Origin of the sequence: Streptomyces daghestanicus (assembly GCF_020521275.1) — a bacterium.
Taxonomy (GTDB): domain Bacteria; phylum Actinomycetota; class Actinomycetes; order Streptomycetales; family Streptomycetaceae; genus Streptomyces; species Streptomyces griseoviridis.
In genome coordinates, this window is record NZ_BNDX01000007.1 from 62,561 (window position 1) to 75,093 (window position 12,533).

Genomic DNA, 12,533 nt, shown 5'->3' on the forward strand with positions numbered 1-12,533 from the left:
CTCAGCCGGCGGCCGGGTCGTCCAGTACGGCGGTGACGGGTCCCAGGTCGGTGTCCGGTTCGGCGGCCCGTGCCAGGGACCAGAAGAGCAGGGCGACGCCGATCGCGCCGGGGTCGGGAGCGCCGAGGGCGCGTTCACCGAGGTAGGAGGCGCGGCCCCGGCGGGCCTTGATGTCCGCGGTGGCCCGGGCCCCGGCGAGGGAGGCGCGGGCGGTGTCCGCGAAGCCCGAGCCCGCGTCGAGGGCGTCGCGGGCGGGGACCAGCGCGTCGACCAGGGTGCGGTCACCGGGCTCGGCCTCGCCGACGCGCTGGATGGCGGCCAGTCCCTCGCGCACGCCGGCCGCCCAGCCCTCCGGGCCGTCGCCGTGCGCGGCCAGGGCCCGGCCCATCTCCTGGAACAGCAGGCCCATCAGGGGACCGCTGGTGCCGCCGACCTCGTCCAGGAAGACCTGGGCCGCGACCGTGAAGGGCACCTGGTCGAAGCCCTCGTCGAGACGGGCCTCGACACCGTCGAGCCCGGCGCACAGGTTGTCGCCGAAGTCGCCGTCGCCGGAGAGCTGGTCGAGCGCGGTCAGCCGGTCGTGGGCGGTGCGGGCGGCCTCCGCGTAGATACGCAGGACCTTTTCCTGGTCGACGGTCACGGTCATCGGGCGGTCTCCGAGAGGGGGAAGGCGGGGGTCAGGGCGGGGGCGTGCCACCAGTCGAGCCAGTTCTCCCGGAGCGCGGTCACCGTCACCGAGAAACCGCTCATGTCGAGGGCGGGCACGAAGGTGCCGACGAGCTGGCCGGCGACGCGGACACCGCGTTTGTCGAGCTGGTGGCGGACCCGGTCGTGGATGGCGTACAGCTCCAGCAGGGTGGTCGCGCCGAGGCCGTTGACCAGCAGCAGGACGGCGTCCTCGGGGTCGGGCAGGCCGTCCAGGACCTGCTGGGTCATGCGGTCGACGAGGTCGGCGAAGTCCGGGCGGGGCACGGTGCGGGCGGCGCGCTCGCCGTGGATGCCGACGCCGTACTCGATCTCCCCGTCGGCCAGCGCGAACGCCTCGCCGCCCCGGCCCGGAGCGGTCTGGGCGCGGGCGGCGACCGCGATGCTGCGCGAGGCCGCCGCGAACGCGGCGCCGGCCTCGGCCAGTTCGTCCAGGCCCAGGCCGGCGTCGGCCGCGCCGCCGAGGAGTTTCTCCACGACGACGGTGGCGCCGGTGCCACGGCGGCCGGTGGCGGTCTCGGCGTCGTCGGTGGCCAGGTCGTCGTCGACCAGGACGCGGCGCACGGGGATGCCGTCGGCGCGCAGGCGCTCGGCGGCGATGCCGAAGTTGATGCGGTCGCCGGTGTAGTTCTTGACGACGTGCAGGACGCCGTCCCCGCCGGCGACGGCACGGGATGCCTCGTAGACCTGGCGGTTGTGCGGGGAGGCGAAGACCCGGCCCGGGACGGCGGCGTCCAGCATGCCGCGTCCGACGAATCCGGCGTGCAGGGGCTCGTGTCCGGAGCCGCCTCCGGACAGCAGGCCCACGCGGCGTCCGGGGTGGCGGTCGCGGGCGGTGACGTAGAGGGGGTCCTCGTGGAGGCTCACTAGGCCGGGGTGGGCCAGCGCGAAGCCACGCAGAGCGGCGTCCACGGGCGCGTCGACCGGCAGGAAGAGATGGTTCACGGCGTGGTGGTCCTTTCGGGGTGCGCTGGGTCACGGTACCCATCCGTCCGGTGTCGGCCCCGACCCGGGCCCGCCGTGTCGTGCCGCCGGGGTGGGTGTGCGGGGCGGCCGTCCCGGTGGTGCCGCCGTCCTCCTGCCCGCCCGCCGGGCCGGTGACCGGGTGATTCCCCCGGCCTGGCGCCCTCCGGCGGCCGGCCGTCCCGTTCCCCGCCGTGCGGAACCGGGTGCCGTACCCGGCGGGCCGGCACCCCGCGTACCGTGCCGGGGACGGTCAGCTGCCCTTGTGGCGGGGGGAGTTGGCGGCCGGGGACGGACCGGTCGAGCCGCGCGCGGTGGTCCTCAGGCGTGGGGGTGCTGCCCCGCGCTCGCGCCCGCCGGGGCACCCGCGCCGGTGGCGGAGGCGGTGGGCGACAGGGCGCGGGCGGCCCGGGTGCGGAAGCGGTTGAGGTAGTAGGCCATGCGGGTACCGCGTCCGTCGGCGCTGCCGGCGGTGGTGGCCGCCTCCCAGCAGACGGCCACCGCCTCCTTGAAGAAGACGTGGGCGGAGGCGGGTTCGTGGTCGGCGGTGGTGACCTCCACCAGCAGCCGGTCGGGTCCCCGGGTCCGGTCCCGGGCGGGGGCGGGTCCGGTGGCCCGCTTCAGCGGGGGCCGGTTGGGCAGCGTCCCGCCGGTGTCCGGCCGTACGGCGAGGGCGCGGTCGTGCAGGGCGGACGCCGCCGCGACGATGATCTGGAGTTGTTCGGCGAAGCCCGTGCCCGGCATGGGGATCTCCAGGTCGGGGTGGTGGTCGTAGCCGATGGCGACGGCCGCGGCCACGAACTCGATGACCGCCCGGGCCTCGGGGGTGTGCCGCCGCGGTACCGCGTGGCTCAGCCCGCTGAGGACCCGCAGCACCGTGGAGATGCTGGTGTCGGCGGTGACCAGGCGGTACGCGGGAGTGTCGTCGTCACCCGGACCCGCGCCGGGGTCCTGCGCGGCCCGGGCGCCGGCCTGGGCGCCCCACAGGGCGGCGGCGTGGGTGTCGCCGCGGGCCAGGTGCTGCAGGTGCAGGCAGTAGGAGGCGGGGGCGTCGTCGGCGCCGGCGGCGTACTGCCACCAGAACCGGGCGCCGTCCTCGGCACCGGCGAGCTGCAGGACGCAGCCCAGGATCCACGCGGCGCGCGGCTGGGGGACCTGGTCGGTGAGGAAGTCGGCGAGCTGGTCGGGGGTGCAGCGGGCGACGACCGTCTCGCACAGGGCGGCGAGGCTCTGTGCGGCGTCGTCGTCGGCGGCGGTGCCGTGGCCGTCCCCGGGCGGCAGGTCGTCGAGGCCGAGGCCGGCGTAGGCCAGGTCGTCGTGGGGGACGGTGTCGGACGGGACCTGGGGCCGGTGCAGCAGCAGCGACTGGGCGAGGAGGTCGTCGACGGTGCTCATGGCGGGGGGATCACTCCTGGGTGTCGAAGTCGGGGCGGAGCCGGTCCAGTGCCCCTCGGGCGTGGTGGTCCAGGGTGTGGGTGACGGCCGGGGACAGGCCGACGACACCCGGTACGGCGTCCGGGTCGGTGGCGCACAGGTAGCGCAGGACGATGACGTCCATCTGGTCCGGCGGCAGCCCCGCGATGGCGTCGAAGAAGCGCGCGAGGACGTCGACGCGGGCCAGGCGGTCGGCGAGGTCGGGGAGGTCGGCGAGGACGGCGGTGGAGAACGCCGCCGCCCGCAGGTCGGGGCGCCCGTCGGGGCGCCGGGGGGCGCGGGCGAGCACCCGGGAGCGCAGCAGCTGCCAGGCGTGGCGGGGGGTGTCGGGGCTGCCGGTGGCCTCGTCCCAGGTGAGCCAGAGGATGTCGAAGGTCTCGGCGACCACCTGCCGGGCGCGGCGTTCGGTCTGGAGGAACGCCTGCGCGTAGGCGGTGTAGGGCCGCCACATGGCCTGGGTCAGCCCCAGGTGCGCGACGGGCTGGTGCTCCGGGCCGGGCGGCTGGACGTCGAGGATCCGGCTCCTGATCCAGGCGGTGTCCTTCCTGGCCTCCACCGCCGCCGCCGTCCACAGCCGGCGCAGCGGGCCGACGGGGATGTCCAGGGCCCGGACCACGCTGTAGGTGATCTCCCAGCCCGGGTAGTAGCCCTTGCCCCGCAGGAGTTCGGAGAGCCGGGTCTTGGAGTAACCGGAGCGGCTCACGAGGTCGTCGAGGGTGAGGCCGCTGGCCTCGAGACGGCTGCGGACCGGCTCCAGCCAGCTCCGGTGGGCGGCGCCGGCCGTCTCGCAGATCGGCTCCGGCGGGCGGCCCCGGCGTCCGGGAGGGTCGCCCTCGGACCGGTCCGGTGTCTGGGACGGCTTCACCGTGTCGGCTCCTCACTGCCGGCCGGCACGGTCGCCGTCGCCGGCGCGGTGGCCGGCGTGCCGGGCCGGGTCCCGGGCGTGCCGAACGCCGAGACGATCTGCTGGATCAGGAGTCCGAGCGAGGGCAACAGGGCGCCTACGGCCGCGAGTTGCCCCAGCACGGTCATCACCGTGCTCCACGCGAGGACCGCCGCCAGGACGGCCACGGTCATCACCTGCCTGCTTCTCATCGCACCTTCCCTGGGAGGTGAAGAGGGGTCTGGAGGGAATGCGCTCCGGGGGCGGTGCTGAGGCGCCCCGAGGGAGTGCATGACAGCATGGTGCGCCGGACCCGTCACGCTCAACGTGGTCACGCCCTTGCGGAACAATGGACCGGTGACGGACTCCGGAACCGTCCCTTCCACCGGCCCCGATACCTCAAGTCGCCCGCCGGACGCGGTGGTTCGGGCGGAATGAACACTTTCGGTGGCCGGGCCGTACTTCTCGTCGCGGCGCGGGCGGGATGGCGCACCATGGAGGGCGGGCGCCTCCCCCGGCGTCACACCTTCCGGTCTGGAAGGCCGCACGGCCCCCTTGTGCTGAGGAACGACCGAAGGGGACCGGCCTGCTTCCGTCCGTCCGGCCGTCCGCCGCGCCGGACGGAAGCAGTGCGCGGCAGCGGTACCCAGAGGCAGTGCGCGGCGGCGGTAGGCGGCGCCCGGCGGTCAGGCGCGAGGCGAGAGCGCCCGCACCCACGCGGGGCCGGGGTCGGTGCGGGCCCTGCCGTCCGCCAGGACCGTCGGCACCGTCTCGTCGCCGCCATCGGCCTCCCGTACCGCGGCGGCGCCCTCCGGGTCGCGCCAGATGTCCACCCGGTGCGGCCGGCGCGCGTCACGGCCCAGCCGGGCGCGCAGCCGCAGGCAGTACACGCAGCCGGGCCGCCAGAAGACGATCGGCCGGCCGTCGGCCGCGCTGCGGCGCCGGGCCTGCGCCAGGCCGGACGACCGCGGGAGGACCAGCGGGGACGCGACCGCGGCGAGCGGCAGGAACGCCAGCAGGACGGCCGCCCCCGGTACGGGCTCCCCCGCGCGGAACGGGGACGCCGCGACGGCCGCGCCGCACAGCACCAGGGACACCGGCAGGGCCCAGGGACGCATCATGAGGACGCGGGCTGTCCGCGGACCGTCGAAGCCGGTGCTCCGGGGCTCACGGCCGCGAACAGCGCGACTTTGCATGTTCATACATTGTCCTGCATACTTTATCCATGTCCAAGGTCCTCACTTCCCTTCCCACCGGCGAGCGCGTCGGCATCGCCTTCTCCGGCGGACTCGACACCTCGGTCGCGGTCGCCTGGATGCGTGACAAGGGCGCCGTCCCGTGCACCTACACCGCCGACATCGGCCAGTACGACGAGCCCGACATCGCCTCGGTGCCGGGCCGGGCCAAGAGCTACGGCGCCGAGGTCGCGCGTCTGGTCGACTGCCGGGCGGCGCTCGTCGAGGAGGGCCTGGCCGCGCTCGCGTGCGGGGCGTTCCACATCCGCTCGGGCGGGCGGGCGTACTTCAACACCACGCCGCTCGGCCGGGCCGTCACGGGCACGCTGCTGGTGCGGGCGATGCTGGAGGACGACGTCCAGATCTGGGGCGACGGGTCGACCTTCAAGGGCAACGACATCGAGCGGTTCTACCGCTACGGTCTGCTCGCCAACCCCAACCTGCGGATCTACAAGCCCTGGCTGGACGCGGACTTCGTGACCGAGCTGGGCGGCCGCAAGGAGATGTCGGAGTGGCTCCAGGCCCACGGCCTGCCCTACCGGGACAGCACGGAGAAGGCGTACTCCACCGACGCCAACATCTGGGGCGCCACCCACGAGGCGAAGACCCTGGAGCACCTCGACACCGGGGTGGAGACCGTCGAGCCGATCATGGGCGTGCGGTTCTGGGACCCCGAGGTCGAGATCGCCACCGAGGACGTGACGATCGGCTTCGAGCAGGGCCGCCCGGTGACGGTCAACGGCAAGGAGTTCGCCTCCGCCGTCGACCTGGTGATGGAGGCCAACGCCATCGGCGGGCGGCACGGCCTGGGCATGTCGGACCAGATCGAGAACCGGATCATCGAGGCCAAGAGCCGCGGCATCTACGAGGCACCGGGCATGGCGCTGCTGCACGCGGCCTACGAGCGGCTGGTCAACGCCATCCACAACGAGGACACCCTCGCCCACTACCACACCGAGGGACGGCGCCTCGGCCGGCTGATGTACGAGGGCCGCTGGCTGGACCCGCAGGCGCTGATGGTGCGCGAGTCGCTCCAGCGCTGGGTCGGCGCGGCCGTCACCGGCGAGGTCACCCTGCGGCTGCGGCGCGGTGAGGACTACTCGATCCTCGACACCACGGGCCCGGCGTTCAGCTACCACCCGGACAAGCTGTCCATGGAGCGTACCGAGGACTCGGCGTTCGGCCCGGTGGACCGGATCGGCCAGCTCACCATGCGCAACCTGGACATCGCCGACTCCCGCGCCAAGCTGGAGCAGTACGCGGGCATCGGTCTGATCGGTACGGCCAGCCCGGCCATCGGCGCGGCCCAGGCCGCCGCGACCGGTCTGATCGGCACCATGCCGGAGGGCGGCGCCGAGGCCATCGCCTCGCGTGGCGAGGTCTCGGCCGAGGACGAGATGCTGGACCGTGCCGCGATGGAGTCCGGCACCGACTGATCCCGCGCGGACGACCGACCGGCCCGGCGCCCTCGGCGCCGGGCCGGTCGTCGTGCGGCGGCGGGCCGGTCGTCGTGCGGCGGCGGGCCGGTCGTCGTGCGGCGGCGGTGCCGGCAGCGGGGACTCCGGGAGAGGGGACTTTCGGGAGAGGGCGGGGCGATCCCGTCGTGCCCGCTACCGGAGGCGGGGGCCGGTCGTTGTCGACGGCGAACGCCGCGCGCCGTGACCGACGGCCGCGGCCCGGTCCGCACCTCACCCGGAGTCCGATGATCGCCGAAATGCCTCGCGGCGGCCCTGACGCGCCCCGCTGGGACCGCTGGTTCGAGACCAGCCGCATGGAATACCTCGACCGGCCCGACACCCCGGACGAGGGGCGGCGGGTGCTGCGCGGGCTGGACCGTTTCCAGCGTCTGACGCTCGGCTACCGCTCCTTCTGCCGGCTGACCCTCCAGCAGGTCCGCGGGGTCGCCACGCCGGAGATCCTCGAACTCGGGGCGGGACTGGGCGGGCTCGCGCGGCGCCTCGTCGACCGGCACCCCACCGCCCGGGTCACCGTGAGCGACGTCGACCCCGGCGTGGTCGGGGCACTGCGGCGCGGTCCGCTGGGCGCGCACCCCCGGGTGACGCCCGTGGTGCTGGACGCGACGGCGATCGACGCCCCGGACGGCGCCTTCGACGTCGCCGTGCTGACCATGTCCCTGCACCATCTGTCCCCGCCGGGCGTCGTGGCGCTGCTGGGCGAGGGCACCCGCGTCGCGCGGCAGCTGCTGATCATCGACGGCTGGCGGCATCCCGCCTACCTCGCGGTCGCGCCGCTGCTCTGGCTGACCGGCGGCCGACCGCACGTCCACGACGGGCTGATCAGTCTGCGCAGGCTCTACGGCGCGCCGGCGCTGCACGCCCTGGCCGGTGCCGGTGCGGCGGCCGTGACGGTGCGCACGCGTTTCGTCCCGCCCGGGTATCTGGTGGCGGTGGCCACCCGGGACGCCGACGGCCGGCGGACGGCCGACGACGGCGCCCACGGCCGGCGGTCGGCCGATGCCGGCCCGCACGACCGGCAGACCGCCACCGGCTGCCCGCACGACCGGCAGACCGCCGACGACGGCCCGCACGACCGGCGGGACGCGGACGGCGACACTCGCGACAGGTGCACCGCCGACGGCACTCCTCCCCCGCCCCCCTCCCCTGGACTTCTCCCATGAGCCTCGCCGCCGCACCGGTCAAGGCGTTCTTCGCGCTCTCCCGTGGCACCCAGGCGTCCCTGAGCGTCGCCCAGCCGCTGACCGCCGCGCTCCTCGCCGCCGACCACCCCCCGCCGGTCCGGCTGGCGGCGGCCACCGTCGCCGCGTTCGCGGGCTTCTTCGCGGCGTTCGCCGTCAACGACGTCCTCGACGTCGACCTGGACCGGCGGCGGTTCGCCCATGTACGGCCCTACGAGGGCGCCGACCTCGACGGCGTCGGCGGACGGCACCCCCTCGCCCTGGGCAGGGTCTCCCGGCGGGCCGCCCTCACCTACATCGCCACCCTGGGCCTGGTCGCGCTGGTCATCACCGCGCTGCTCGGGTGGGTGTGCGTCGCCCTGTTCGCCGTGGCCGCCTGCCTCCAGGTCCTCTACTGCCGGCTGGCCACCGTGACCTCGGTCAAGTTCCTGGTCAGCGGCGTGATGGTCGCGGTCGGCGCCGCCGTCGGCTGGTTCACGGTGTCCACCGCCGTCGACGCCCCGCGGCTCGGCCTGCTCCTGGTGTGGATGGCGGCGTGGGAGATCGGCGGGCGCAACATCCCCAACGACCTCGCCGACCTCGACGAGGACCGCCACCTCGGGGTGCGGACCCTGCCCGTCGTCCACGGTCCCCGGACCGCCGCCGCCGTCGCCTGCGGTTTCCTGCTCCTGGCCGGCGCGGCGAGCTGTGCCCTGGCCTGGGTGGCACTGCGTTCCTTCGGCACGGTGGGGCTGGCCGGCACGCTGCTGGTCGCCGCGGTGACCTCGGTCGGTCCGGCGCTGGCCCTGCTGCGCCGGCCCCGGCCGCCGGTCGCCCTGGCGGTGTTCAACCGGGCCTCGCTCCAGCCCGTGGGGGTGCTGGCCGCGTTCGCCGCGGGCCTCGCCACCGGTGGCTGACCGCCCGGCCGGCCCCGGTGCCACGTGGACCGGGACCGTCCGGACGGCCGGCCGGGACGCGCGGGGCCACCGCACCGCGCCACCGGCGTCCGGACGAGCAGCGCGGGGCTGCGGTTAAGGTCGTCCCCATGCGCCTCGCCCTCTTCGACCTGGACGGCACCCTGGTCGACCGCCGTGCCGCGGTCACGGACGCCATATCCGACCTCGTCCACGACCACGCCTACGGGCCCGACATCGAGGAGTGGCTGCGGACCGAACTGGCCGACACCGCCGACCGCGACGACTTCGTCCGGCTGCGGGCCCGTTTCGGCGTCGCCGAGGACCCCGGCCACCTGTGGCGGGTCTACGTCGACCGGATGGCGGCCGCCGTCAGCTGCCGCCCCGAGGTCCTGGAGAGCCTGGCCCGGCTCAAGGAGGCCGGCTGGAGCATCGGCGTGGCCACCAACGGGGCCAGTGACATCCAGCGCGCCAAGGTGCGGGCCACCGGGCTCGCCGACCTGATCGACGGCATCGCCGCCTCCGGCGACATCGACGTCCGCAAACCGGACGCGCGGCTGTTCGAGCTGGCGGCGGCCCGCTGCGGCACCCAGCTGTCCGCCGGGGACTGGATGACCGGCGACAACCCGGAGACCGACATCGCCGGCGGCACGGCGGCCGGCCTGACCGCCATCTGGGTGCGGGGCCGCCCGTGGCCGGAGGGGCTGCACGCGCCGCACCACAGCGTCGACGACGTCCCCGAGGCCGTCGCCCATCTGCTCGCCCACTCACCGGAGTAGCCCATGTCCCAGCGGCCCGTCGTAGGCATCCTCCACCCCGGCAGCATGGGCGCCGCCGTCGCCGCCTGCGCGGCGGACCGCGCCGCCGCCGTGCTGTGGTGCGCGGAGGGACGCGGTCCGGCCAGCGCGCGCCGGGCCGAGCGGTCCGGCCTGACGGCCGTACCGACCCTGCGGGAGCTGACCGGCCGGGCCGACGTCCTGATCAGCCTGTGTCCGCCCGCCGCCGCCGAGGACGTGGCCCGGTCCGTCGCCGGACACGGTTTCGCCGGTGTCTACGTCGAGGCGAACGCGGTCAGCCCGCAGCGCGCCGAGCGGATCGCGGGGCTGTTCGGCCCGCCGGCGACCGTCGTGGACGGCGGGGTGATCGGCGCCCCGCCGGTCGGTGGCAGCACCCCCTTCCTGTACCTGTCGGGTCCGCGGCTCCAGGCCGAGGAGGTGGCCCGGCTCTTCGACGGCACCGCCGTACAGGCGCGGGTGCTGGGGCCGCGGATCGGGCAGGCGTCGTCGCTGAAGCTCGCCTACGCCGGTTTCCAGAAGGTCAGCCGGGTCCTGGTCGGCCTCTCCCACGCGCTGGCCCGGGAGCACGGCGTCGACGGGGAGCTGCTCGACGTCGCGCGGAGCCGCTCGGACACGTACCTGGCCGACGCGGAGCACGTGCCCTCGGCCGCGGCGCGTGCCTGGCGGTGGGGTCCGGAGATGGACGAGATCGCCGACACCCTCGAAGCGGCGGGGCTGCCGCCCGAACTGCTGCGCGCGGCGGCGACGACGCTGGAGCGCTGGCACGACAGCAAGGACGACGCCGGTCTCACCCTGGCCGAGGCGCTGGACCGGCAGGCCCGCCCCGCACCGGAGTAGACGCCGCACGGAGAGGGGCGTACGGCACCGCGCTCACCGGTGATCGTGCCGATGGCACCGCGCCGTCGCGCCACGACGCTGGGCCGGGTCAGGCACCCGCATCCCCGTCAGGAGGGTCCATGCGTCGTCGCTCTCCCCGCCGTCTCCCCGGCCTCCTGGTGACCGCCACCGCCGCGTTCACCCTGTCCTCCTCGGCCTCGGCGGCCGGCACGGCCGACCCCGCCGCCGGCCGCCGCCCGGTCCGCCGAGGCCGCCGCCCGGCCGCTGTCGACCAGCATCCAGGTCGTCTTCGTGCACGGCCGCGCCGGCAACGCCTCCGACTGGGTCACCGCCATGAGCGTCTTCCGCCTCAACGGCCGGTCCGGCTCCCACCTGTTCGCCTACGCGTACGACTCGTACGGCGACAACGTCACCAACGCCCAGGGCCTGGCCTCCTGCGTCGACACCGTGAAGGCCCGCACCGGGGCGAGCAAGGTCGCCATCGTCCACCACTCGATGGGCGGGCTGGTCAGCCAGTACTACCTGAAGGTGCTCGGCGGGCACAGCAGCGTCAGCCACCTCGCCTCGGTCGCCGGCGCCAACCACGGCACGACGTACGACGGGGCCTGCCTGAGCTGCCCACCTGTCAGCAGATGTACCCGGGGTCGTCGTTCACAGCGCAGATCACGTCGGGGGACGAGACGCCCGGCAGCACCGCGTACGCCACCTGGTACCCGGCGTGCGACGGCATCATCGTCCCGTACACCAGCACCCGGCTGAGCGGGGCGACCGACAACGACGTGCTCTGCCAGACCCGCATCGGGTACCTGGCCGACGCGGTCGTCCTGGGCGGGACCACGGACTTCATCGGCTCCTGACCCGCCCGGCCCCGGTTCCCCCGCGGAGCCGGGACCGGCCGCCGCCGTCCCCCCGCGGAACGCGATAGTCCACACAGGGCGCGTCATAGTCCACACCCGGCTCCCTACGCTCGCAGTGAGCCTCGGCAAGAGCCGGCCAAGAGGCTTCGGTGGTGCACCCCCACAGCACGTCCCCTCCCCGAAGAAATCCCCCACGGACGGAGTTCCACATGCGCAGGACGAGCGCACGGTTCACCCTGGCCGCGGCGACGGCGACGGCTGTCGTCATGGCCGTCACCGCCACCGGCACGGCGAGCGGTTCCGCCCCCGCCGAGCCGCTCGCGGCGGCCGCTGCGGGTCCGGTCGGTTTCGGCGCCGCCACCACCGGCGGGGCCGGCGGCGGCACGGTCACCGTCTCCACCGCCTCCGCCTTCATCAGCGCCGTGCAGAGCGGCAGCGCCCAGACCGTGCGGGTCAACGGCACGATCGCGCTGTCCTCGATGACGAAGGTGGCGTCGAACAAGACCATCGTCGGCGTCGGCACCTCCGGGAAGATCACCGGGAGCGGCCTCAACGTCGCCAACGCGAACAACGTCATCATCCAGAACCTGACGTTCACCGGGTCGAACGACGACGCGATCAACGTGCAGTACTCGACCAACGTCTGGATCGACCACAACGACATCTCCGACGCCTACGACGGCGCGGTGGACATCAAGCGGGCCTCCACCAACATCACCGTGTCCTGGAACCGCACCCACGACCAGGACAAGAACATGCTGCTGGGCCACTCCGACGACAACGCCTCGGAGGACACCGGCAAGCTGAAGGTGACCTACGTCAACAACTGGTTCGACGGCACCAACCAGCGCAACCCGCGGGTCCGCTTCGGCAACCCGGTGCACGTGCTGAACAACTACTTCAGCGACATCGGCTCCTACGGTGTCGCCTCCACCGAGAACGCCGGTGTCCTGGTGGAGGGCAACTACTTCGAGAACACCGAGGACCCGTACCACCTCGGTGAGGGCTCCTCCGACGAGGGGTCGCTGGTGGCGAGGAACAACTACTTCGTCGGCTCCGGGACGGGCCAGACCGGTGGCAGCGTGGCGTCCATCCCGTACAGCTACACCGCGCAGTCGGCGTCGTCCGTGAAGGCGACGGTGACCGCCGGGGCGGGAGTCGGCAAGATCTGACCCTCCCTCAGGCGCCCCGCGCGCCCGGACGGGACCGGTGGCCGCCCGCGCCACCGGTCCCGTCCGGCGTCCCCCCGGCCCCTCGCGTCCTGTCCGGTCCC

Annotated in this window: 13 protein-coding genes and 1 pseudogene; 8 read left to right on the plus strand and 6 right to left on the minus strand. The window is 74.6% G+C overall.

Annotation, left to right across the window (positions count from 1 at the left end):
• Position 1: 1 nt before the first annotated feature.
• The 6 genes from Sdagh_RS07635 to Sdagh_RS07660 all read right to left on the minus strand — a co-directional run bounded on the left by Sdagh_RS07635 (position 2) and on the right by Sdagh_RS07660 (position 5,106).
• On the minus strand, positions 2-646 hold the full coding sequence (locus Sdagh_RS07635; RefSeq protein WP_189419457.1) for a DAK2 domain-containing protein: 645 nt from the start codon (positions 644-646) through the stop codon (positions 2-4).
• On the minus strand, positions 643-1,650 hold the full coding sequence (locus Sdagh_RS07640) for a dihydroxyacetone kinase subunit DhaK (protein WP_189419455.1): 1,008 nt from the start codon (positions 1,648-1,650) through the stop codon (positions 643-645). The genes Sdagh_RS07635 and Sdagh_RS07640 overlap by 4 nt, the downstream gene beginning before the upstream one ends.
• A gap of 339 nt (positions 1,651-1,989) precedes the next feature.
• A complete protein-coding gene (locus Sdagh_RS36435) occupies positions 1,990-3,063 on the minus strand; it encodes a hypothetical protein (RefSeq protein WP_189419453.1) in 1,074 nt (357 codons plus the stop codon).
• Between the two features lie 10 nt (positions 3,064-3,073).
• A complete protein-coding gene (locus Sdagh_RS07650; RefSeq protein ID WP_189419450.1) occupies positions 3,074-3,967 on the minus strand; it encodes an XRE family transcriptional regulator in 894 nt (297 codons plus the stop codon).
• Complete coding sequence (locus tag Sdagh_RS07655; RefSeq protein WP_189419448.1) at positions 3,964-4,197, minus strand: hypothetical protein; 234 nt, start codon at positions 4,195-4,197, stop codon at positions 3,964-3,966. Before Sdagh_RS07655 ends, Sdagh_RS07650 begins: the two co-directional genes overlap by 4 nt.
• 474 nt (positions 4,198-4,671) lie before the next feature.
• Entirely contained in the window at positions 4,672-5,106 is a 435-nt protein-coding gene (locus Sdagh_RS07660; protein WP_190076838.1) for a glutaredoxin domain-containing protein, read from the minus strand.
• 104 nt (positions 5,107-5,210) lie between these two features.
• Between Sdagh_RS07660 and argG the strand changes: the two genes are divergently transcribed.
• The 8 genes and pseudogenes from argG (at position 5,211) to Sdagh_RS07700 (ending at position 12,432) form a co-directional block, all read left to right on the plus strand.
• Positions 5,211-6,656, plus strand: a complete 1,446-nt coding sequence (gene argG / locus Sdagh_RS07665) for an argininosuccinate synthase (RefSeq protein ID WP_189419446.1) — start codon at positions 5,211-5,213, stop codon at positions 6,654-6,656.
• A gap of 278 nt (positions 6,657-6,934) precedes the next feature.
• Positions 6,935-7,858 carry a class I SAM-dependent methyltransferase gene (locus Sdagh_RS07670; protein WP_190076837.1) on the plus strand — a complete coding sequence of 308 codons (924 nt, stop codon included), beginning with the start codon at positions 6,935-6,937 and terminating at the stop codon, positions 7,856-7,858.
• Positions 7,855-8,772 (plus strand): UbiA prenyltransferase family protein, encoded by a 918-nt coding sequence (locus tag Sdagh_RS07675; RefSeq protein ID WP_189419442.1) that lies wholly within the window; start codon positions 7,855-7,857, stop codon positions 8,770-8,772. The genes Sdagh_RS07670 and Sdagh_RS07675 overlap by 4 nt, the downstream gene beginning before the upstream one ends.
• 128 nt (positions 8,773-8,900) lie before the next feature.
• Positions 8,901-9,548, plus strand: coding sequence for an HAD family hydrolase (locus tag Sdagh_RS07680; protein WP_189419439.1), 648 nt, complete (start codon positions 8,901-8,903; stop codon positions 9,546-9,548).
• A 3-nt stretch (positions 9,549-9,551) separates the two neighbouring features.
• Positions 9,552-10,403: an NAD(P)-dependent oxidoreductase gene (locus Sdagh_RS07685; RefSeq protein ID WP_190076836.1), complete on the plus strand. Its 852-nt coding sequence runs from the start codon at positions 9,552-9,554 to the stop codon at positions 10,401-10,403.
• A gap of 333 nt (positions 10,404-10,736) precedes the next feature.
• Positions 10,737-11,000: pseudogene (locus tag Sdagh_RS36885) on the plus strand (esterase/lipase family protein); the annotation flags it as partial.
• A 35-nt stretch (positions 11,001-11,035) separates the two neighbouring features.
• A complete protein-coding gene (locus tag Sdagh_RS36890; RefSeq protein WP_226534950.1) occupies positions 11,036-11,260 on the plus strand; it encodes a hypothetical protein in 225 nt (74 codons plus the stop codon).
• Positions 11,261-11,469: 209 nt separating this feature from the next.
• Positions 11,470-12,432 (plus strand): pectate lyase family protein, encoded by a 963-nt coding sequence (locus Sdagh_RS07700; protein ID WP_189419436.1) that lies wholly within the window; start codon positions 11,470-11,472, stop codon positions 12,430-12,432.
• Positions 12,433-12,533 lie beyond the last annotated feature (101 nt).